The following is a 21,912-nucleotide window of genomic DNA, read 5'->3' on the forward strand; positions in this document are numbered from 1 at the left end:
TAAGAACATATCATCCAGACGTGGAAGTCAATCCATTAATAAATGCAATACTTTCAATGGCAATCATTTCTTTGTCGTTATCAAGCACGGCTGTATGATAGCTGTCGTGCATCGGAATCATCCGTTTATTTTCAGAAGAGATTGTATGATAAATATCTTCACTGTTGGCAGGCGGAACGACATGATCAACATCCGACACAAAAATCCTCGCCGGAACCGTGATGTCCATCAGGTTGCTGCGGGTTTCAACCATCAGCCCGAAAAGTTCCCCGTAAGCCTTCACAGGCGTCTTTTCGTAAACAGCTTCCTGCTGGATTTCTTTTTTTATATCGGGAGGGGCGGTCTGTACAAATCGTTGATCCGGCAGCTCCTCAGGATTGGCATCCGGAATTTCAATGGCTGCGTTGATTACAATAATCCCTTTCATTTCCGGGATACGTTCTGCCAGGTACAGTGTCAATGTTCCTCCCATGGACAACCCTGCTACATATATATCCTTACAGGTTTCCTTTAAAAATCGAAACCCTTCTTCCACGTTGTCACACCATTCCTGCCAGGAGGTATCTTCCAGATCTTCCGGATGTGTACCATGACCGGCGAGCCGCGGCCCGTACACCGTGAATCCGGCCTCATGAAAACTTTCCCCCAAAGGACGCATACTCTGAGTGCTTCCGGTGAAGCCGTGAATCACCAGTACGCCGGTATCATCCCCTTCAAAATAGAAAGACTCCGCATCTTCCATTACCGGATAACGTTCCGCCATCTTTCTCACCCTCCCGTAAATGGTATAATACTACTTTTCCCACAGGATAGCGTAAAATCAGTATTTTGTCATGTAAAATGTTTTATTTTTCACAATTTCTTTATGTCAACGGCCCTGCTCTATGTTTTTTACTGTCTCTTTTGGAATATGATGACCATGATCTTCTTTTACCGATCTTACGGTCATGGCGCCAAACGTGAGAACGGCCCCTGCTGCTATGACGATAAACGGCGGCAGCCAGGGCTGTTCCATCGGCATCATCGTCATCCCAAGCCCCCACCAGAACAAACCAAATGCCATCATAAACGGCAGGATGGAAGGATTGGGCATGTGTATATCGTCTAGAGGGGCGGCGGCTTTCATACGGCCGTCTCCGTGCACTTTTTCATAAAACCAGGGATCCAGTGCGCGGACCTGAGGCACCTGCGCGAAATTATATTCCGGCACCGGAGAGGGAACAGCCCATTCCAGTGTCCTCGCTCCCCACGGGTCCCCGCTCTGCACCCGCTCTCCTTTCCGGGCGGAGTACACAATATTAATAATCAGGAGGAGCACCGCCGCTGTCATCAAAAACGTTCCCATCGTCGAAATGAAATTATACGTATTCATCCCCTGACCGTCCATATAGGTGAAATACCGTCTCGGCATGCCGATAAGACCGAGAATATGCTGCACGAAAAACGTTATGTGAAAGCCGATGTACATCAGCCAGAACATCCATTTTCCGAGGGTCTCATTCAGCAGGTGCCCGAACATTTTCGGGTACCAGTAATACAGACCGGCAAGCAGCCCGAGAATAATCCCGCCGATAAAAATATAATGAAAATGAGCTACGACAAAGTACGTATCATGATAAAGGTGATCCACCGGGGCCATCGCCACCATGACACCGGTGATACCACCGAGTACAAATGTCGGGACAAACGAGGACGCGCACAGCATGGCTGTAGAAAACGTAATTTTGCCGCCCCACATCGTGAACAGCCAATTGAAGATTTTAATTCCGGTTGGCACGGCGATCGCCATGGAAGACAGAGCAAACACCGAATTGGCAATCGGACCGAGTCCCACCGTAAACATGTGGTGAACCCACACCATGAAACCAAGAAACGCAATTAAAAGCACCGCAAATACCATTGTTGTGTACCCGAACAAGCGCTTCCGCGAAAACGCCGGTACAACTTCAGATATAATGCCAAACGCCGGGAGCACGAGAATATAGACCTCCGGATGCCCGAATACCCAGAAAATATGCTGCCACAAAACCACATTCCCTCCGGCATCCACCTGAAAAAACTGCGCTCCGAAAAGGCGGTCCAGCATCAGCATGGCAAGTCCGGCTGCAAGTGGTGTGAAAGCAAATACGATGAGAATCGATACAATCAAGGTGGTCCAGCAGAACAATGGAAGGCGCATCATCGTCATCCCCGGCGCCCGCATATTAATTATTGTAACAATAAAGTTAATGCCGGAAATCAGTGTGCCGAGGCCGCTTACCTGCAGGCCGAGCACGTAAAAATCAATTCCCGAAGAACCATATTCCCGGGTGGAAAGCGGAGTGTAAGCGAACCACCCCGCATCCGGTGCTCCTCCGAGAAACCAGCTCAAACTGAGAAGAAGTCCTCCAAAAAAGAAAATCCAGAATCCGAGCGCGTTCAAGAACGGAAACGCAACATCACGCGCTCCTATCTGCAACGGAACAATGTAATTCATAAAGGCAAAAATCAGCGGCGTTACCGCAAGAAAAAGCATAATCGTCCCGTGCATCGTTAATAGTTCATTGTATGTCTGTCCGGACAGCAGAGACTGTTCCGGATACATGAGCTGTATCCTCATAAGTACGGCCATCACACCTGCTTTCATAAAAAACAAGGTGCCGCCGATTAAGTATAGAATAGCTATTTTTTTGTGATCCACCGTCGTCAGCCAGTCCCAGATTACACTCTTATTCTGATAAGCGGTCTCCATCATCTATTCAACCTCCCGGGTTCATTGTTTCCAACACGGAAGGCTTCTATACCGGAAAACCGCCACCAGCACACATCGCGCGGCAGCGTTCTGCTCTGGACCATATCATGTGCAGCACCCTGTTGACGGATATAAGGTAGACTTTGACTGATAACAGGTCCCGGTTGACGGATCACACTGCAGCCAACAAAAAATCCGAACGCGGGAACAGACGGCCCAAAAGCGGCCTTCTGCTTCTTCGTTCGGATGATACGCTGCCTTCTATTCTTTCCTATTTATAAGTGCTGTTATGGTTCCTTGATTGTCATCAACTTTACAGAGTGCGGAAACAGTTCTTCTTTTACTTTATCATAAAAGACTCTGGCCTGTTTCTTGCATGCAAATGTTACTTCGTCGTTCTCAATATGTCCTGCGTAAGGCGCAAGACCTATTTCGTACCCCTGTTGATCAACGGCCACAATCAAATATTTTTCATTTTCCATTCTATCCCTCTTCTCTCTCCTTCGTTTCTTCGCATGTTACATGTCCGTTTATAAAGGTTTCGATGTCGGACTGGTCCAGCGATCCTTCATATTTATCACGGAGCTCTGTTCCCTTCATTACATAAAGAGATGGATAGCTGCTGACGCCGAAATATTGAGAGATGTCTTCCTCCTGGGACGAAATAATCCTTATATCCATTTGATCCGTGCTGCAATTATTGCTTTTATTTAATAATGCTCTATAAAAAGGCCGTTCCGCATTCAGATTCTTCTCATCGGAAAATAAAAGCATGGACGTTTCCGCATGAAGTTCCTGGATCATAGCGGGCTGGCTTTGAGCGGTACAGGCGGTCAGCGGAAGAAGCAAACAAATCACCGCTGCCAGAAACCGCTTTGCATAACCCGGCATATTCGTGTTCTCCTTTTCTTTATTACCTTTATAAAGATCAACATGATGATTTCTACAGCATAATACCTTCTTAAAAGAGAAATAAAACATACCGGATAAGACGTCTCTTAAATTTGATTCTTTTTTATCACAAACGCTGCCGTATTACGATATGATGTTTATGAATCAAAGGACATGGGTATATAGGCATCAGAAAAATCAGATGAAGCAGATAAAGGAGAAAGGGTATGATGGAATACATTCACCGACAAACCGTATCCTACTGTAAAGTGGTACAGCGAAACGTGAAAATGGAGTTCTCCATCTTTCTCATGGAAGGCAGCCTCGAAATGTGTACATCATGCACCGGCATTGAAGAAATCTGCCAAAACTGTCCTGTTATACAATTTAACGACCAGTATCCCCCTGCCTCGCAAAAAAGGCTGCCACCAGTGTGACAGCCTTTTTATCATGAGCAGGAAAGTAAAAAGTATTGGCATGCACTTTTTTAATGATGTACCGTTGTTAAGCTGCAGTCATCCGTCGTACATTCGGTTTCGATCGTGATATGCTCGAGCGGATAGGCTCCAAGCGCTTCTTTTATTGAAGCTTTCACCTGCATCATATCCGCTTTGCTGATATCCTCGTTTAGTACCACATGCGTGGAAAGCACGTGCTGCTCGCCATCGAGCGACCAGATGTGCGTGTGATGGGTATCTTCTACACCAGAAATACTGCGGATGCTCTGTTCGATCTGCTCTGTATCCATTTCTTCAGGCACTGCGTCTAGAAAGAGAAACAATGTTTTCTTCAGGTTTTTCAGTACATTCATCAGAATATACAACGTAATCAATACCGACAGAAGCGGATCGAGAATGGCAGCATCCCAGAACATCATAACGACACTGACGACGAAAACGGCAACCCATCCCAGAACATCTTCCAGCAGGTGCCAGGATACCACTTTTTCATTCATGGACGCCCCGGATTTCATTTTCAGCACCGCCGCGCCGTTCACGGCCATGCCAAGAAGCGAAAGCAGGAGCATCCCGCCGGCGTGGGCCGGTTCCGGGTTTAAAAGACGCGGAACGGCTTCGGACAGTATAAATAAGGAACCAGCCACCAGCACGAGACTGTTAATAAGGGCGCCGAGCAGGGAAAACCGGCGGTACCCAAAGGTGAAGGTCTGGTTGCTTTTCTGCTCGGATTTATTCTGGAGAAACCAGGATGTTCCAAGAGACAGGGAATCGCCGAGGTCATGAATCGCATCAGAAATAATCGCCATACTGTTTGTCAGAACACCACCGATTAATTCGATAATGGTGAAGCCGAAATTCAGAAAGAAGGCGGTTTTGATATTGGAAGGACTATGATGGTGATGGTCGTGATGATGATCGTGTCCCATCAGCTTCAGGCCTCCATAACGGACTCTTCCGTTTCCCGGTCCGTGATTTCCTGTTGATGGGCACCTGCGAGCTTAATCATGTCTTCCACATGACTGTCCTCGAGTGAATAATAAACGAGCTTGCCTTCTTTCCGGTATTTCACGAGACCCAGTTTCCGCAGATACCGCAGGTGGTGGGACGTGGAAGCTGTCGAAGCGCCGAGTAGATGGGAGGCATCACAAACACATATCTCGCCTTCCGATGCCAGTGCCTGCAGCACTTTCATCCGGCTTTTATCGGCCAGTCCTTTGAACATGACAGCCATCCGGTCCATCTTGTCATCATCGATAGAAGCTTGCAGCCGCGCTACTTTCTCTTCGTCCACACAGGTGACTTCGCATACCTCTTCCCGCTTCATAGACTCTCACCTCTTTTTACTCGATCGTTTATTCTTTCATTATACTACATTCAAGTATAAATTTGAATGAGTGATACCCTGTCACGAATTTCGATCCGCCAGCGCTTCATTTAATTTTCTCATTTCATTATAAAAGTAAACGAAAAAGCAGATCCATATTACAGCGTAAAGAACCAGATAAAGTGCCATTCCAATCACAAGTCCCCAAATGGTGAAAGGAATCCAGCCGATGACAACAGCGAGGACAAAATACAGCATCGTCATCGTCACAAAATGAATTCCGGTACGTTTTGTCAGACTCCAGCTTTCTTTTGCGAAAATAAGCCCCCCAACGCTGAAAAACCATCCGCAGAACATGCTGCCGAGCGAGTCCGTGACAAATCTTCCGGCATCAAGCTCTTCAATACCACCGAAAAAAATGACACCGTAATAAATGAGTATGCTGACAAGAGCGCCGAAACAAATACCGACAAAACTTTGAAATACCAGCGTTTTCATCTTTATCCCCTTCCTTTCCAGTGGATTTTTTCCTTGATTCTGTTCACGTATTTTCGTGACACATATTCTTTATCTCCGGTACGAAAATAAACACAAAGAGAACCATTAAAGGATGCTTCGAACTGCTTCAGTTCATCCAGGTTGGCAACAGCGGATTTGGACAGCCTCACAAACCGTTCGGGCGGGAGCTGTTCTTCCAATTCATACAGCCGCTCTTTCATCTGAAACGTCCCCTCTTTTGTCTTGGCCATGACGATTTTGTCTACGGTATACAAATATATAATGTCCTGCGGCTGGAAGATATAACGTTGCTCCCCCTCTATTCCGGCAAAGTAGACCCGTTCTTCTTCCTTAAGCCGGTTGAGAAGCCGTTCCACTTCTTCATCCCATACGTTGGAACGGATCAACACTTCCTTCTTTTCAAGCTCTTCATCAATCTCCACATGGATTTTCACCGGTCTTCCCCCTTCCTCTGCTGCTTTCAGTATATAAAAGAAAAAGTCATTCCGTACAGCAGATTCTTCCAAGTGGTTCAAAACGCTTTCCGTCCTGCTTGGATCAAGCACTGGAAAGTTGGATTAATAAGGAGGGGTTTCCGGGTAAAGCATATATAGTATATACAATAAAGGGGTTGGAAGAGGATGAAAGAAGTACAAGAAGACAAGCACAGTGATTATGTCCTTCGGTATCTCGTACGGCTGGCGGATAATGGTGCAGAAATGGATATCACGCTGAATGTCGGCGGGGCCACCATCACCGGAATATTAATCGGCAATGTGAAATATCTCGAAGAACTCGAACGGACCCTGCACAGGGGAGATAATGATCTGGAAGATAAAATGTCCACGTTTTTTGAAAAAATGGCGGATAAGTTCCAGAGCGAAACCGATCAGAACGAGTACGAAAGCGGGTATCTCCACCTGCGCAAAGCAAAGCTTGTTGATTCGCAGGGGAAAGTTCCTATTCACGGAAGTCTCTGGAGAGGAAAAATTTCCGACGTCAACGGTTTCAGTTTCGAGTCCGTGCAGTAAAAAGAGTCTGGGACAGAAGAACATGAGGCGGTAGATAACACGAATGTTCCGGGTCACTGATCAAAAGCCGTATAGAAGCGGAGCTAAAATGCTTCGTCTCCTGCGGGAACAGCACGAGTCTCAAGACCCCGCAGGAAACGGTTTTCTTCCGAGGAGGCTTGAGCCGTGCCCGCGGAAAGCGAAGCATTTTGGCGCAGCGGCTTGTCTCAGCAACGAAAAAAACCGAACGATTTCAAAAAATCGTTCGGTTTTTTTCTATCTTATAGAAGTTTTGTCCCAGACTCTTTTTATGCCGTGGATTATGGACATATGGTAAGGCAAAGTGTCTATAACCCTCAGGTTATGGACAGAATGTGGCATTCTACTGCCGAAAGTAGCTGATACCCGAATATAGGGGAGACCTTTTCCCTCTTTTCATCAAAAACTGTCCACTAACGCGATATAGTGGAGAGTTTTTGATCCATTTGGAATTTTTCTGCTTTATAGTTCCGCTCCTTCGTTAAAGCACCCATGAAAAGCCGCCTCACCGAAAGAGGCGGCTTCGCTTTGTTACTGCTGCAGCATACGCTGAAGGGCGGTGGTAGCTTCACGCGTTGTTTGTTCATCCACTTCGATCCTGTGATGCGGTTCGGCACTGAGGATGCTTTCCAGAGACCAGAGCAGGTGCGGCAGGTCGATACGATTCATCGTTAAACAGGGGCACATATTCGGGTTCAAGGATTTCACCGTCTTATCTGTCTCCTCCTGTGTCAACCGGTTGACCAGGTTCATTTCCGTGCCCACTGCCCACGTACTGCCGGACGGCGCGTTCCGGATGGTGTCGATAATCTTGTTCGTCGATCCGGCCGCATCTGAGGCCTGCACTACATCAAACATGCATTCCGGATGAACGATAATGTTTGCATCCGGTTCTTCTTCTCTTACCTGCCGTACGTTATCCATCGTGAATTTTTCATGAACCGAGCAGTGCCCTTTCCATAAAATCATCCGGAGCTGCTCCGGGTCCCCGTCATATTCCAGCACCTGCCTGACCGGATCCCATACCGCCATCTCCTTAAGCGGGATCCCCAGATCATATGCCGTGTTACGCCCAAGGTGCTGATCGGGCAGAAATAAAATCCGTTCCTTTTGACGGAACGCCCACTCCAGCATCGATGGGGCATTGGAGGACGTCAGCGTCGCTCCTTCATGCCTTCCGCAGAATGCTTTTATCGCGGCTGTGCTGTTTACATACGTAAGCGGGGTGATGGTGTCACAAAAGGTATCCTGCAGTTTCTCCCAGGATTTCTCCAGCTGCCCGATTTCCGCCATGTCCGCCATCGAACAGCCGGCACGCAGATCCGGAAGCAGCACCGTTTGATAATCCTCCGATAAAATGTCCGCCGTTTCCGCCATAAAGTGAACCCCGCAAAACACGATATATTCCGCTTCTTTATTAGCAGCGCCGATTTTGGCAAGCTGGAGGGAATCCCCGGTTTCATCGGCAAATTGAATCACTTCATCTTTTTGATAATAATGCCCGGGCATGAACAGCCGCGGCCCAAGTTCCCGCTTGATCTCACGCACCCGGTTCTCCATCTCTTTCTCACTCATCCCTTGAATAAAATCCGGCAGGGACAGTGCCTGGAACTGTTCCAATACACTCATCGATACCTATCCTCCCTTTTCATAGTATGAAGCTGGAAACTAAGGTCGAGCGGCTGTGCCGAGTGGGTCACAGCCCCGGCAGAAATCACATCCACCCCTGTCTTCCGGTACACACCGATCGTCTCCCGGGTGATATTGCCGGAGACTTCTGTTTGAATCGAGGAGGGAACGAGTCCGCTCCATGCTGCAGCCTCCTCAGGCGTACAGTTATCAAACATAATCACATCAGCTCCGGCCTCCGCCGCTTCTTTCACCTCTTTAGCAGATGTCGTTTCGATCTCTATTTTCACCATATGACCAATCTCCGCTTTCACTTTCGCGGCCGCTTCGGTAATGCCTCCAGCCGCTGCGATGTGGTTATCTTTAATCATCACCGCATCATACAGGCCGTACCGGTGGTTCACACCGCCTCCGCAGCGCACGGCATACTTGTCAAACAGCCGCAGACCCGGCATCGTTTTTCTTGTATCACAGACCTGAATACGCGCGTCATCCAGCGCTTCCACGGTGCGCCGGGTTTCTCCCGCCACCCCGCACATCCGCTGCACCAGGTTCAATAGCACCCGTTCGCCGCTGAGTAACGCCTGCACCCGGCCTTTTACGGTTAGAAGCGTCTGCCCCTGCCGCACTTGTTCCCCTTCTCCGGCATGCACCGTGACTTCCACCGCTTCATCGAGCATCTTCCAGCCTTCTTCAAGCACCACAGCACCGCAGAATATCCCGTCATTTTTTGCTTTGACGATGCCTTCCGCTGTATCTGTTTCAGAAAAAACAGCCTCGGTTGTGATGTCGCCGCTTCCGATATCTTCCTGGTAAAACCGGTGTATGGCATCTCTAACCTGATACCGCTGCATACCCTTCCTCCCTTACTCCGTGGACAACAGTGAACCTGCCGCTTTCGCACCTGATGACTGCGCCGGTCCATTCTTTTCTCTGCTCCGGAATATCGCGGCGGATATGAGCGCCGCGGGATTCCTGCCGCAGCAGGGAAGCACCGGTCATCATCCAGGCTGCGGTCAGCATGTTTTTCACCTCAAGCTGTTCCAGGCTCAGCGAAGCTTCTGCCGGGGTGAAGATATTGCTTTCATACGCTCCCAGCCAGTTCTTCATCCATTCGAGGCTTTCCCTATCCCGGATGATGCCGCACCACGCATCCATCTTTTCCTGAAGTTCTTCCCGCTCAGGGAGCACAGCCTGCCTACCGCCCTGAATAACGGGAAGGCTCAGCGGCCGGGGTGTTGTTACGTCCGGGTCCGCTGCTATCCGTTCGGCAAGCAGAAATGCTCCCGCTGCCGCTTCCAGAAGAGAATTGCCGGCCAGTCTGTTGGCTCCGTGCATCCCGCTGCAGGCTGCCTCCCCGATAGCATACAGTCCTTTTATACTCGTCTGTCCGGCAGCGTCTGCGGCAATGCCGCCCATCATGAAATGAGCGCCGGGCCGAACGGGAAGAAATCCTTTTTCCGGATCGATCCGCTGTCTTTCGGCCTGCTCTGTAATCCTGGGGAATTCTTTTTCAAACCTCGGTATGCTTCGAATATCAAGAAATACTTCCTTCCCGGCTTTCAGTGCTTCCCGGACAACCCGTGCCGTCACCGATCGGGGCGCAAGGTCTTCCAAAGGGTGCCTGCCTTTCATCAGGCGGTTTCCGTGTTCATCCACCAGGACCGCGCCTTCTCCACGTACGGCTTCCGATACAAGACCTCCTCCGGTAAGCATGGTCGGATGAAACTGGAGGAATTCCATGTCCTGAAGGACTGCCCCGGCACGGAAGGCCATGCCAAGTCCATCCCCGGAAGCTTCCGGGGCATTGGAGGTCACCGGAAATAACCGGCCGCAGCCACCGCTTGCCACTACCACAGCCCCGGCGGTCCACACGCAGCATTCTCCGCGGTTGTCTCTGCCTGTCACGCCGGCACAACGCCCATCTTCCATGACGAGATCAAAGGCTGTGAAAAATTCCAGAACCCGAAGATTTGCCGGGATATTCTTTTTCAGCTGTTTCATCATGTAATGACCCGCTGCGTCCCCGCCGGCGCGGAAAATCCGGCGGCAGCTGTGGGCCCCTTCTCTTGCCAGCAGAAACTCCCTCTTTTCATCTCGGTCAAACGGGGTCTGCCAGGACATAAAAGTATTCATCACCGAAGCTGCTTTCTCGATTACTTCCCCTGCTGCGCGCCCGTTCGTGTGCCCGTATCCGGCGGCCAGAGTATCCTGTTTATGCGAAAGAACAGCCTCCCCGTAAGAAGCAGCGATACCACCCTGTGCTCTTTCTGAATTACCAGAACCAAGCGCAGTCTTTGTTACGAGCGTCACATCATGCGTTTCAGCCAGCTGAACGGCTGCCATTAATCCGGACAGGCCGCTTCCGATAATGACTACGTCTGTGTCTTTCCTCTTTATATTCAAACCGACCACCCTTTATATTACATGTGTCTTGACACTTATATTTACATAAAATTATACTGAATACAACCGTTTTTTGTGAAATTTTGAACAAGCGAGGAGAAAAAAATGATTTATCTGGATCACTGCGCCACCACCCCGATGAGTGCAGCGGCGCTGGAGGGGTACCGCAAAACAGCAGAGCGTTTTTACGGAAATGAACAAAGTCTGCATGATTACGGGGAAGAAGCAGCACAGTTGGCTGCCCACTGCCGGAAACAACTGGCTGCCATTATCCACGGCAGCGAAAAGGGGATCTATTTTACAGGCGGAGGTTCTGACAGCAATATCACGACGCTGCTCAGTCTTGCTTACGGCAGAAAAGACCGCGGACATCATATCATCACCTCTCCATTCGAACATCCCTCTGTCGGCCAGGGGCTGGAGAAGTTGAAAACAGAAGGGTTTACGGTCAGTGTAGTGGACGGCCGCCGCAATGGCGAAATCTGCCTGGATTCGCTCGCTTCGCTGCTCCGGGAGGATACGATTCTTGTTACGATCTGTCATGCCTCAAGCGAAACCGGCGTGCTGCAGCCTCTCGAAGACATCGGAGAGCTCCTCCGCAGCCACCAGGCCCTTTTTCACAGTGACTGTGTGCAGAGCTTCACGAAGATACCGATTGATGTCACAGCTGCCGGCCTGGATGCGGTTTCTATGTCTGCTCACAAAGTGCAGGGGCCAAAAAACACCGGTGCCTCCTACATCGCCCCGGGTACGGACTGGGAGGCGGTGTACCCGGGGAGCGCACACCAGCACGGCTTTAAACCGGGTACCCTTGATATACCAGGCATTGCTGCTTTCACAGAGGCTGCTGTGGAAGCTGCCGCTGTTATGAACGAACAGGAAGACCGGTGGCGTGCCATGCAGCAGTGGTTTCTCAGAGAACTTGATCCGGCGGCCTATCAACTATTTGGCGACCGGGATAAAAGGCTTCCCCATCATCTTGCGCTGCGGGTGGTGCACCGGGAAGGGCAGTGGATCATGCTGGAATGCAGCCGGCGCGGCATTGCCGTTTCCTCGGGAAGCGCCTGTAAAACCGGTGCTTCTTCCCCTCCTGCGAGTCTGGCTGCGATGGGGCACACGCCCGAAGAAGCACACGGCCTGTTCCGCATCAGTTTCGGCCGGACTACCACTTACAGAGAACTGTGGGAAACTGCTGATATTTTGAATGAACTCGCCGGCGTGTGAGAAGAGATACAGTGATTTTTGGAAACATAGATTAATCCGGGAGTGTCAACGGGTAAAGGAGAAAGGCAGCTCTTTACAGGCTGCTGCGGCCCGGTTCGTTTCTGTTCATTATGAAAAAGGGGGAAACAGGAATTGAGCATCGTTTGGCACAGCATACAGATGATGATTGTTGTCCTTGTTATCACCAGTGTCACCGGCGTTGTATTGTTTGCATTCATGAAGGAACGTATCAGAAATGACCTCCGGTATGCGGCAGGCTGGACTATCGTTACGGTTCTCGTATTTATCGTGTCGCTCCTTTTCGGACTTCAGTCGCTTCCCTTCTCCTCTTCGTAACGCTGCCCGGAAGTGTAAATTCGATCAGTTCATCTGCTGAAAAACAATAAAAATTAGAGTACACTAAAAGGGTGACGTAATTTCTTAGAAGAGAGGGATGGCACATGGAACACGATATAACGATAAAGCAGGTGACAACGGGAAAAACAAAACCCGACTACAATCATTTAAGCTTCGGCAAATATTTTACAGACCACATGTTTGTGATGGATTACAATGAAGAAGACGGCTGGTTTGATGCGCGCATCACGCCGTACGAACCGCTTCTGATGGACCCTTCCTCCCTCATGTTCCATTACGGCCAGTCCGTATTTGAAGGGCTTAAAGCATATACGTCCAAAAAAGGCGGCATCCAGCTGTTCCGGCCGGAAAAGAATTTCAACCGTATGAATATATCCAGTGAACGGATGAGCATCCCGGAAGTGGATCCGGAGTTTCTGGTGGATGCTCTGAAAAAACTCTTACATATCGACAGAGACTGGGTTCCGGTCGAGGAAGGGCAGTCGTTGTATATCCGGCCGTTCATCATTGCCACCGAACCGGCTCTAAGCGTAAAACCCGCTTCCCAGTATAAACTGATGATCATTTTATCGCCGGTAGGATCCTACTACGCGCAGTCCGATCAAATGAGTCCGGTCAGCATTTACGTGGAAGATGAGTACGTCCGCTCCGTCAAAGGCCTCGTCGGCTTCACGAAAACAGCCGGCAACTATGCAGCCAGCCTTAAAGTCCAGAAAAAGGCAGAAGAACTCGGTTATGACCAGGTACTGTGGCTCGATGCCATTGAGAAAAAATACATCGAAGAAGTCGGAAGCATGAATATCTTTTTCAAAATCAACGGGGAAATTATTACTCCCGCTCTGAACGGAAGCATTCTCGACGGCATCACCCGCGACTCCGTCATCGAACTTCTCCGGTACTGGGGCTGGAACGTGCACGAGCGCCGTATTTCGATTGATGAGGTCAAACAGGCGCACGTGGACGGCGAGCTGGAAGAAGTGTTCGGAACCGGAACGGCCGCCGTCATTTCACCGGTCGGCAGGCTGAAGTGGAAAGACGAAGAGCTTGTTATAAACGGCAATCAGACCGGTCCTGTATCCTATGATCTGTATGATACGATTTCGGGTATTCAGACCGGTGCAAAAGAAGATGTTCTCGGCTGGACCGTGCCGATTCAGGGACAGGAAACGTAAGAAAACGACGCGCCCCGTTCAAAAGGCCCGGACGATTCACGGAAGAATCGATCCGGGCCTTTTTGTGTATCATTCATGTAGGGAGGAAAAGCAAATGAACACGACGCGGCGATTGGTTTGCGGCCCTCGGATTGTAAGTCTGGTTATTTGGATTGTAAATTACCGGATTCGGATTGTAAACGCCTCCGTTTGGACAGTAACGCATGGTTCAGACAGTATTACACTGGATTTGGCATGTAAACAGCAGTATTTGGCTCGTAAATGTCCATGTTTGGCAGGTAAGTATCGTTGCCCTTCTTTTTCACCGCTGTTCTGTACCGGAAATCAACAAAAAATCCGACCGAGGAAGTGGAAGCCTCAAGTGCTGCATTCCAATCCATCATTCGGATAATCTTTTTTCCGAAAGTGCCGGCCATTATATTTATAATACAATATACATGTAGAACATACAGATGTTTATTCTTTCCCGCCGCTCTCCCACACTTCAGGGTTCAGCAGATTCGGCGGACGCTGCCCCTGGAGTGCAGCATCTGCATTCTCGGCAGCAAGAAGCGACATCTTGTCTTCCGTAGCACCGGTGGAGGAGCCGATGTGCGGCGTCGTGACGACATGGGGAAGCTGCAGGAGCGGGTGGTCCGCCGGCAGCGGCTCCTGCTGGTAGACATCCAGGCCGGCGGCAAGAATGTCTCCATGCTTCAGTGCCTCAACAAGCGCATCTTCCTTCACCGCCCCGCCGCGGGATCCATTGATGAAAATGGCGTCCTGTTTCATCTGCTGAAACTCACTGCGCCCCATCAACCCTTCTGTTTCCGGTGTTAACGGCGTCATCAGGCAGACGACATCCGCTTCAGAAAGCAGTTCATCCAGGGTGCAGTACGACGCATCGTACGTCTTTTCCACCTCCGGCTTCCGCGACCGGTTATGATACAGAATCTCCATATCAAAACCGAAATGCGCGCGCTTAGCAATCGCTTCGCCGATCCGACCCATGCCGATGATACCGAGCTTGCGGTGGTGTACGTCGCTGCCGAATTTATCTTCGGGGAGATCCCCTTCCTGCTCCCACTCTCCTTTTTTCACAAACCGGTCCAGTTCCGGAATCCGGCGCGCTGTCGAAAGGATCAGACCGAAAACGGCGTCGGCAGTCGTGTCATTCAACACTTCCGGCGTGTTCGTGGCTGCCACTCCGTGTTCGGTAAGTGCTTCCAGATCGAGATTATCATAACCGACCGACACATTGCTTACGACTTTCAGATTCGGCGCATGACGAAGAAATCCGTCGTCCGCCTGTATTCCGAGTCCAACGATACCCTCTGCCTCTGCCAGGACTCCGGCAAACGTTTCATCCGACACCTCTTCTTTCCCGGAAAAAACATGCAGCTCATAGTTCTCCCGCAGTTTCCGCTTTGCTTTTTCTCTTACACGACCATAGGCGATTACTTTTTTCTTCATGCTTATTTCCTTCCTTTACGCGTTATCCAGCATCCCGAGTGCCTCCACTGCCTCGGTCACCGGCTGCCGGCAGGCAAAATTCCGGCACACGTAGACGGTCGTTTTTCCTTCGACTTTATGATAATGGGAGGCAAACGGCGCTGCTTCCGCCAGGAGATTGGGATCCTGATGAATCAGATACGTCACTTCCGGGTAAAACCGCTGCTGCAAAGCGTTTGTTACAGTACGGGCTTCTTCGTCCTCCCCTGTCAAAACAACCACTTCTTTCATATCGCTGCACAGCAGCAGGTAACTCTGCAGAAAGTGAAAGTGCGCCCCGGGAATCTCCGTCAGTTCACGGGCGAATGCATCCTGGGCGCTGCGCACTTTTTCTTCATATGCGGTATTCCCGGTGAAACGGGCGAGCCGCAGCAGTTCGCGGACAGCGGTACTGTTTCCGGACGGCATCGCGCCGTCAAACGATTCTTTCGGCCGTGCCAGCAGCTCCTCTGCGTCCGAACCGTAGAAGTAAAAACCGCCGTTCTCCTCATCCCAGAACAAGTCAATCATCTGATCTGCGTAATACCGGGCTTTTGTCAGGTACTCCGGCTTCAGCGTGCTTTCATACAGCTCAAGGAGCGCCCAGAGAATATTGGCGTAATCATCAATAAATCCTTTATGCTTCACATCTCCGCCGCGGTACCGGACCATCACGCGGCCATCCTGGATGAGGTGCGATTCGATAAACGCAAACGCACGCTCCGCCGCGTCAACATAACGGTCCGAATCAAAGGCGCGGCCGGCGCGGGCGAGGGCTGCGGTCATGAGCGCATTCCAGGACGTAAGCATTTTGTCATCCGTATGAGGGTGAATCCGTTCTTCGCGCGCTTCGAACAGTAACGGCTTCGCCTGCTCCACCCGCTCCCTTACCTGTGTTGGATCGAGGTCATGGCCGCGGGCGAACGCTTCCGGCGACTGCCCGATCAGGTTCGGAATGTTTACCCCCTCAAAGTTGCCATCTTCTGTGATATCGTACACTTCGCAGAAAAGGGAACCGTTCTCCTCTCCCAGAATCTGTTTGATCTGCCCGGGCATCCAGAGATAGAACTTACCTTCCACCCCTTCGGAATCCGCATCTTCTCCGGAGTAGAAACCGCCTTTGGCGTCCTGCATACCGCGCAGGACGTAGTCCAGCACTTCTTCGGCTGTCTGCCGGAAGCGGGATTCTCCTGTCACCTGCCATCCTTCGGTATACGCGATTGCAAGCAGCGCGTTGTCATACAGCATTTTCTCAAAGTGCGGCACGAGCCATTTCTCATCCACCGAATAACGGGCAAACCCACCGCCGATGTGATCATACATGCCGCCTGCCGCCATGCCGTCCAGTGTTGTCCGCGCCATGTCGAGCGCCTTCTCGTCACCGGACCAGCGGTAATACCGGAAGAGATACATCAGCACGTGCGGCGTCGGGAATTTCGGCGCGTTTCCGAAACCGCCGTACGTGGGATGAAATGTCTGCTGGAGCTCGTGAAAGCCTTTTGCGAGCGCTTCTTCGGACAATACGCTGTCATGGCCGGCGGTTTGGGGCTGCACCACATCCGCCATCTGTTCGCTCACTTCTTTAATTTTCTCCGGATCGTCCTGGTACCGGTCGTAGAGTTGTGTGATGACATCTGTCATGCCCGGCATGCCGCGCATGCTTTCTTTTGGGAAGTAGGTGCCGGCGTAGAATGGCTTTTGGTCCGGGGTGACGAATACGTTCAGCGGCCAGCCGCCGTGTCCGGTCATGGCCTGGCATGCGGTCATGTAGATGGCATCGACGTCCGGTCGTTCTTCGCGGTCGACTTTAATGGCTACAAATCGGTCGTTCATCAGCTTTGCGATATCTTCGTCTTCGAAGCTTTCCCGCTCCATGACGTGACACCAATGACAGGTGCTGTAGCCGATGGAGACCATGACGGGCTTATTTTCTTTCCGTGCTTTCTCAAAGGCCTCTTCGCCCCACGGGTACCAATCCACGGGGTTGTGGGCATGTTGCTGCAGATACGGGGATTGTTCATGAATCAAACGGTTTGCCAATGCCACCACATCCTTTCCAATCACTCTTTCTAAAAGTGTAACCTATATGTTCCAATGAAAAAACCGAACCCTTTTGTGTGGATTCGGTGTGGGGTTTGCTGCATGAAGCAAAAAACGGGCGGTGTGGGACTTTCTAAGGTGCACAATTGCGCCGCGCGGTGGGGATTGTGACGCTTAGCCTGCGTCTAACATTTAAAATCGCAGTCCGATCAGGAAAAAGGGACGCTTAGCTCGATTCTAACGTGCACAATCCAGCAGGCAGCGGTCCATTTTGAGGGTTAGACATACCCGACGTCCTTCCCTCCCGTGTCACCCATGTATCTTAAAACCCTCTTACGTGGATTCGGCTTGGTTTCTTAAAATTTAACAATACTATTCTTTGTTATTCAAGTTTTCCTTTACCTTTTCTGCAAAGTGTGTGGTGTTTGATCGCTCTGAGGTGATTTCTCCTCTGACGTAATAGTTAAGGTCACGGAAGATTTCCGCCAGTCTCTGTATGGATTCGTTCTGGGCATAGTTTTCCATATCTGCCGCATCATCTTTAAGCCCCTGCATCAGCTTTTGCACTTCTTTCAGATCTTTTTTGAGCGTTTTATCCTCCACGACTTTCAGAGCGCGTTCTGTCCGGGGAAGTAAACTTTGCAGTGTCTTGTCCAAATGATTGTAGTAAGATAAATCTTCCCTATCCCCGTACTCTATATAGCCATTCATTCTTATGTGGCCGCGCCTTATAAGCTGGTCCACTTTTTCTGAGACTGTGCCGTTGTTTCCCGTAATCTCGAGAAACTTCGGATGAGGCTGGAGTCGTTTCTCCATACCTGCCTCTTCCAATGCGCTGACACCGCCAAAATAAAACCTGTCATCCAGCAGGTGATGCTGCACCGCTGCATCAATAATGCCATTTTCATAGCCCGAATGTTGATAATGCTGAACTAATATTCGAATATCACCAACAAAATAATATTCACTGACAGGATTCTCTTGTTCGATAATATCTCTCACGATGTCTTCAAACGCAAACCCGGTCTCTTCCGGCGATTCCATGGAATACTTCAGCAGCGCGACGTATTCTTCCAGCCATTGTTGATCTGCCGGACCGGAAAACTGCGTGCGCAGCGGGGTATTTTCTCTGTCCAAAAACATTCGTTCTGTCGTCTGTTTTAGGTGTAAATCATCTGTTATATTCATTTGTATGCTGCCATCTTCCCCGTGGTATTCGGAGATATCTTCTTCCGTGAAACCGCTGTTCTTGAGGAACGTATCAAATCGTTCCTCCATGTCCACCTGAGCAAACGCAGCCTGTCTGATCGGACTTCCGAAAAGTTCCACCACCAGCACAAGCAGCCCGGCGCCTCCAATAAATAGCAAGGTCCGCATCCATCCCGACCGTTTCATCGAATCCCCCTTACGCGTAAAGTGCCTTTTTCTCTGTCTGATTAGTCGGCACGAGTTCCTTATTTGTTACAATATTATTCAACTGCCACACGCAGAAAAATATCACCTTTTATCTGGGTAGTAATACTCGAAACTGTTGAACAACCACTGTTGATATCAAATGAGACACGGGAAATTAGTTTTATATCCCGCTATCTCTAAATAAGTATTAAAAAGTAGAGATCTTTATGGAAATTTTCCACTCTTTCCAGTATACTATTACTTAATTCTTACGACATAATTGAAAACGTTTTGGGAGAGTAGATTCATGCTTGCTAATATCACTAGTACTACTACTTTAGTTTCAATCATTTTTATCTTAATGATGCTTATCGTTATTATACCCTTCCGCAAAAAAACATCACGGTTTTTAAATTTTGTATTATCTGTCGCATTTCCTGGTTTGGGGCAAATCTACAACAGTCAATATATAAAAGGATTTATTATTTTATCAACTTTGTTAGTACCAATGATTATAGGTAACTACATACCAGTCAGTTCATCCAGTGATAGTGCAGAAGATAATCCAAATAATGTATTGGCTGCTATAAACCTTTTAATATTCGCGGCTGTCATTGCTGATGGTCTTATATTCACAAATACTACGAAGAAATTACTGAAAAAGAGAAGACACGTAAAAGAGCTATTGGCAAAGACTCAAAAAAAAGCTTACGCTGATGCAGTGATTGACAATATAAAAACTGATTTTCAACAGGGATTTGCAATTGGTTTAGATACGAATGTGCTCATGCATGAAGAAGATCAAGTCATTAATTCTCTCGCTCAAGGAAAAATAATTATCAGTAGAACAGTCCTCAACGAGCTCGATGGGCTTAAAAAAAACAATGAAAGCCACACGCGGAAATTAGCTCACAAAGCATTTGACCGTATCGAGAAATTACAGACTTCGACTTCGGTAACCATAAAAAAAGTTCCCGACAACAAGTTTCTCGCAGAGCAGGAATTAAATCCCCAGGATAATGACGACAAAATTATAGGAACTTATTTAAATACTGAACATACAGATGAATCCATAAAAATGTTTGCAATAGACAGAAATGTTCGAATCAAGTGCCGAAACCTGCATCTTCCCGTTTTAGATGTATCACTTAATGATAATGACGTAACAGAAACAGCTTAATTACTTAAGAGAAAGGAAGAAGCTTATATGGATTTTGTGTTGTATATCGCCGGTTCTATTTTATTTTTCACATTGGTGAAAAAACGACGAAATGAAAGAAAAGAATTGAATGAAATGAATAAAATCCTTAAGTCATCTTCTCCTGATACGGAAAAAATCAGTAAGCTTAAGTCATTGAAGATGAGTGGGGCAGCTTTCACTGTTTCTTCTAATGGTGCAGCAGCATCTGAAGCAGACATTCTTTTTCAAGATTTTGATGACTTTTTTCCTACGAAGAACCATACTATGATGCGAAATGAAATGCATGGTATGAATCATGGAATGCGTACCGGAGACCCGGATCATCATGGGCCGCGACCTGGGGAAGATATGATAAAAGATGAATCTCATTTCGGCATCGATCATGGGCTGGGTATCGCTAACCCGGAACATAATATGCCGGATCATAATCATGGCATGCCGGACCATAACCACCCTCCCAATCACATGAATGGCATGTGATAATTACCTGTGATAATAAAAATATTGTACTTTTCTTATGTAATGAGGTGAAGATAAGATGGCAGTCCTTTTTCCCATCTTCTTTCTAATCGTTTTTGTGCTCATTATTATTCAAATCACTTACTATATAAAAATTAAGAAAACCGCACAAGATGTTTTGGACAAAGATACATACGACACGTTATATGATGAAGATGCTTGGTTTTATCATAATAAAATATCAAAAGTATGGTATATTCCAAATAACCCCAAAATGTATAATGTTCTTCGTGATAGTTATTATGCTATTTTGAATAGCAAATATGTATCGTCGAAATGGAAGAAAGAAATATTTATTATGTTACGCGAAAAAAAAGTACATGGTTTGAAAAAGCCTTTTTAATTTATATTAACACGACTCTATCAGCGACACCGTTCGTCAGTCGTCTTCAAACTCGTTCAGATACTCATCGAGCAATTCAGTGACGGCTGGCTGCTGCAAAGCTTCCTGTTTGAGAGCGTCCAAAGCTTCAGGTATGTCCGATTTAGCTTTTAAAAACGCCTCAATCAATTGTTCTCCTTCATACCCTCTGCTGATGAGATCTTTTAGAATATCTTCAGAAAAATCCACCGATTCTGGATCGGCTGGTCGAATGATGATTTCTTTCCCTGTAAACTCAAGGAACACTTCATCTTCTAATGGCAAAGCTTCGACGAAGTCTTTCGGAATGCTGATCTGCCGCTGCGGAGACATTTTAACCCGGCGATGTGATTTCCCGCTTTTCATAGTACGTCGTCCTTCTTCCCACATACTTACCATTTATTTTACTATAGTTTACCACACCCCGGTTATTTCTACATGAATTTATTCACTATAATACTTTGAATGCTCCTATTGTAAAAAAACCGAACCCTTTGGTGCGGATTCGGTGTGAGTGAGGTCTGGATGTAGAGCGGTTCGGGACTTTCTAAGGTGCACAATAGCGACAGCACGGGGCAATTGTGACGCTTAGCCTGCGTCTAACATTTAAAATCGCCGTCCGATCAGGAAAAAGGGACGCTTAGCTCGATTCTAACATGTACAATCCGGCAGACATCGATCAATTTTGAAGGTTAGCGGCCTGGTTTCCGCCGCGCAGTGACTCGTTCGAGGCGGGCGCGGTTGGTGCGCTGCAGGATGATGATGGGAATATTCAACGCCAGCGCGTAGAAGACGTTGATCCAGGCGGCCCAGAGCGGGTTCCATAGAAAAAACAAAGCACCGGGCAGGATGGTGAGCCAGTGGGTCAATTCAGCGCGGCGCGACTCCAGTACAAATACGCCGAGATAATCGGCGTCCTGCTGCTGGAGGTGTTTCTTGGCGAACCCGTTCTGGAACATGGCGGCGCCGTCCGGTACAAGATGCTTCCAGCTCTTTACCCGCAGGTATTTCTGCCAGAAGCGCCCTCCGCGCTCCCAGTTCCGGATGCGGTACAGACCGGCAGGCTCACTGAACCAGCGCGCGGGCATATAGTAACATGCGGCTGATGCGGCCATATGGAACACACCCCAGGCGGCGATATCGAGAATAGCAATCCAGTACAGCGGAAGCTCAACAAACGGCATAGC

25 protein-coding genes are annotated in these 21,912 nt (G+C 48.7%); 8 read left to right on the forward strand and 17 right to left on the reverse strand.

The annotated features are described in order from the left end of the window. Positions 1-10: 10 nt before the first annotated feature. From ACFSUB_RS10040 to ACFSUB_RS10055, 4 genes are all read right to left on the reverse strand, one after another. Complete coding sequence (locus ACFSUB_RS10040) at positions 11-763, reverse strand: alpha/beta hydrolase (RefSeq protein WP_380713042.1); 753 nt, start codon at positions 761-763, stop codon at positions 11-13. A gap of 105 nt (positions 764-868) precedes the next feature. After that, positions 869-2,731 (reverse strand): cytochrome c oxidase subunit I, encoded by a 1,863-nt coding sequence (gene ctaD, locus ACFSUB_RS10045; protein WP_380713235.1) that lies wholly within the window; start codon positions 2,729-2,731, stop codon positions 869-871. Between the two features lie 287 nt (positions 2,732-3,018). After that, the gene (locus ACFSUB_RS10050; protein WP_380713043.1) at positions 3,019-3,213 is read right to left on the reverse strand and encodes a hypothetical protein; all 195 of its coding nucleotides are present in this window, start codon (positions 3,211-3,213) and stop codon (positions 3,019-3,021) included. A gap of 1 nt (position 3,214) precedes the next feature. Next, positions 3,215-3,622: a hypothetical protein gene (locus ACFSUB_RS10055; RefSeq protein ID WP_380713044.1), complete on the reverse strand. Its 408-nt coding sequence runs from the start codon at positions 3,620-3,622 to the stop codon at positions 3,215-3,217. A gap of 227 nt (positions 3,623-3,849) precedes the next feature. Here ACFSUB_RS10055 and ACFSUB_RS10060 point away from each other — a divergent pair, with 227 nt between their 5' ends. After that, positions 3,850-4,059 (forward strand): hypothetical protein, encoded by a 210-nt coding sequence (locus ACFSUB_RS10060; RefSeq protein WP_380713045.1) that lies wholly within the window; start codon positions 3,850-3,852, stop codon positions 4,057-4,059. 50 nt (positions 4,060-4,109) lie between these two features. On the opposite strand, the gene ACFSUB_RS10065 is transcribed toward ACFSUB_RS10060, so the two are convergent. From ACFSUB_RS10065 to ACFSUB_RS10080, 4 genes are all read right to left on the reverse strand, one after another. After that, entirely contained in the window at positions 4,110-5,006 is an 897-nt protein-coding gene (locus ACFSUB_RS10065; RefSeq protein WP_380713046.1) for a cation diffusion facilitator family transporter, read from the reverse strand. A 5-nt stretch (positions 5,007-5,011) separates the two neighbouring features. Then, on the reverse strand, positions 5,012-5,404 hold the full coding sequence (locus ACFSUB_RS10070; protein ID WP_380713047.1) for an ArsR/SmtB family transcription factor: 393 nt from the start codon (positions 5,402-5,404) through the stop codon (positions 5,012-5,014). Positions 5,405-5,485: 81 nt separating this feature from the next. Continuing rightward, the gene (locus ACFSUB_RS10075) at positions 5,486-5,902 is read right to left on the reverse strand and encodes a DUF3021 domain-containing protein (RefSeq protein ID WP_380713048.1); all 417 of its coding nucleotides are present in this window, start codon (positions 5,900-5,902) and stop codon (positions 5,486-5,488) included. Between the two features lie 2 nt (positions 5,903-5,904). After that, entirely contained in the window at positions 5,905-6,438 is a 534-nt protein-coding gene (locus ACFSUB_RS10080; RefSeq protein WP_380713049.1) for a LytTR family DNA-binding domain-containing protein, read from the reverse strand. Positions 6,439-6,543: 105 nt separating this feature from the next. On the opposite strand from ACFSUB_RS10080, the gene gvpU reads away from it, so the two are divergent. Further along, positions 6,544-6,933, forward strand: a complete 390-nt coding sequence (gene gvpU / locus ACFSUB_RS10085; protein ID WP_380713050.1) for a gas vesicle accessory protein GvpU — start codon at positions 6,544-6,546, stop codon at positions 6,931-6,933. Positions 6,934-7,482: 549 nt separating this feature from the next. Here gvpU and nadA read toward each other — a convergent pair. From nadA to nadB, 3 genes are read right to left on the reverse strand one after another with little or no spacing between them, the layout of a single operon-like run. Further along, positions 7,483-8,580 carry a quinolinate synthase NadA gene (gene nadA, locus ACFSUB_RS10090; protein ID WP_380713051.1) on the reverse strand — a complete coding sequence of 366 codons (1,098 nt, stop codon included), beginning with the start codon at positions 8,578-8,580 and terminating at the stop codon, positions 7,483-7,485. Beyond that, positions 8,577-9,434, reverse strand: coding sequence for a carboxylating nicotinate-nucleotide diphosphorylase (gene nadC / locus ACFSUB_RS10095; RefSeq protein WP_380713052.1), 858 nt, complete (start codon positions 9,432-9,434; stop codon positions 8,577-8,579). Before nadC ends, nadA begins: the two co-directional genes overlap by 4 nt. Continuing rightward, positions 9,415-10,986 (reverse strand): L-aspartate oxidase, encoded by a 1,572-nt coding sequence (nadB, locus tag ACFSUB_RS10100; protein ID WP_380713053.1) that lies wholly within the window; start codon positions 10,984-10,986, stop codon positions 9,415-9,417. Before nadB ends, nadC begins: the two co-directional genes overlap by 20 nt. Positions 10,987-11,091: 105 nt before the next feature. On the opposite strand from nadB, the gene ACFSUB_RS10105 reads away from it, so the two are divergent. The 3 genes from ACFSUB_RS10105 (at position 11,092) to ACFSUB_RS10115 (ending at position 13,739) form a co-directional block, all read left to right on the forward strand. Next, on the forward strand, positions 11,092-12,210 hold the full coding sequence (locus ACFSUB_RS10105; protein ID WP_380713054.1) for an IscS subfamily cysteine desulfurase: 1,119 nt from the start codon (positions 11,092-11,094) through the stop codon (positions 12,208-12,210). 132 nt (positions 12,211-12,342) lie between these two features. Then, the gene (locus ACFSUB_RS10110) at positions 12,343-12,546 is read left to right on the forward strand and encodes a hypothetical protein (RefSeq protein WP_090928674.1); all 204 of its coding nucleotides are present in this window, start codon (positions 12,343-12,345) and stop codon (positions 12,544-12,546) included. Between the two features lie 104 nt (positions 12,547-12,650). Next, a complete protein-coding gene (locus tag ACFSUB_RS10115; RefSeq protein WP_380713055.1) occupies positions 12,651-13,739 on the forward strand; it encodes a branched-chain amino acid aminotransferase in 1,089 nt (362 codons plus the stop codon). Between the two features lie 218 nt (positions 13,740-13,957). Here ACFSUB_RS10115 and ACFSUB_RS10120 read toward each other — a convergent pair whose 3' ends face one another. The 4 genes from ACFSUB_RS10120 to ACFSUB_RS10135 all read right to left on the reverse strand — a co-directional run bounded on the left by ACFSUB_RS10120 (position 13,958) and on the right by ACFSUB_RS10135 (position 18,644). Further along, positions 13,958-14,122, reverse strand: a complete 165-nt coding sequence (locus ACFSUB_RS10120) for a hypothetical protein (RefSeq protein ID WP_380713056.1) — start codon at positions 14,120-14,122, stop codon at positions 13,958-13,960. A 73-nt stretch (positions 14,123-14,195) separates the two neighbouring features. Then, positions 14,196-15,191: a 2-hydroxyacid dehydrogenase gene (locus ACFSUB_RS10125; RefSeq protein ID WP_380713057.1), complete on the reverse strand. Its 996-nt coding sequence runs from the start codon at positions 15,189-15,191 to the stop codon at positions 14,196-14,198. A 15-nt stretch (positions 15,192-15,206) separates the two neighbouring features. Next, the gene (locus ACFSUB_RS10130; RefSeq protein WP_380713058.1) at positions 15,207-17,249 is read right to left on the reverse strand and encodes a thioredoxin domain-containing protein; all 2,043 of its coding nucleotides are present in this window, start codon (positions 17,247-17,249) and stop codon (positions 15,207-15,209) included. A 372-nt stretch (positions 17,250-17,621) separates the two neighbouring features. Beyond that, complete coding sequence (locus tag ACFSUB_RS10135; protein ID WP_380713059.1) at positions 17,622-18,644, reverse strand: hypothetical protein; 1,023 nt, start codon at positions 18,642-18,644, stop codon at positions 17,622-17,624. Between the two features lie 307 nt (positions 18,645-18,951). Between ACFSUB_RS10135 and ACFSUB_RS10140 the strand changes: the two genes are divergently transcribed. From ACFSUB_RS10140 to ACFSUB_RS10150, 3 genes are read left to right on the forward strand one after another with little or no spacing between them, the layout of a single operon-like run. Next, positions 18,952-19,824, forward strand: a complete 873-nt coding sequence (locus ACFSUB_RS10140) for a PIN domain-containing protein (protein WP_380713060.1) — start codon at positions 18,952-18,954, stop codon at positions 19,822-19,824. 27 nt (positions 19,825-19,851) lie between these two features. After that, the gene (locus tag ACFSUB_RS10145) at positions 19,852-20,325 is read left to right on the forward strand and encodes a hypothetical protein (protein ID WP_380713061.1); all 474 of its coding nucleotides are present in this window, start codon (positions 19,852-19,854) and stop codon (positions 20,323-20,325) included. 58 nt (positions 20,326-20,383) lie between these two features. Further along, a complete protein-coding gene (locus ACFSUB_RS10150) occupies positions 20,384-20,707 on the forward strand; it encodes a hypothetical protein (protein WP_380713062.1) in 324 nt (107 codons plus the stop codon). 36 nt (positions 20,708-20,743) lie between these two features. On the opposite strand, the gene ACFSUB_RS10155 is transcribed toward ACFSUB_RS10150, so the two are convergent. Further along, on the reverse strand, positions 20,744-21,091 hold the full coding sequence (locus ACFSUB_RS10155) for an AbrB/MazE/SpoVT family DNA-binding domain-containing protein (RefSeq protein WP_380713063.1): 348 nt from the start codon (positions 21,089-21,091) through the stop codon (positions 20,744-20,746). A gap of 326 nt (positions 21,092-21,417) precedes the next feature. Then, positions 21,418-21,909: a glycosyl-4,4'-diaponeurosporenoate acyltransferase CrtO family protein gene (locus tag ACFSUB_RS10160; protein WP_380713064.1), complete on the reverse strand. Its 492-nt coding sequence runs from the start codon at positions 21,907-21,909 to the stop codon at positions 21,418-21,420. Positions 21,910-21,912: the final 3 nt, after the last annotated feature.

Origin of the sequence: Salibacterium lacus (assembly GCF_042684865.1) — a bacterium.
GTDB classification, from domain to species: domain Bacteria; phylum Bacillota; class Bacilli; order Bacillales; family Marinococcaceae; genus Salibacterium; species Salibacterium lacus.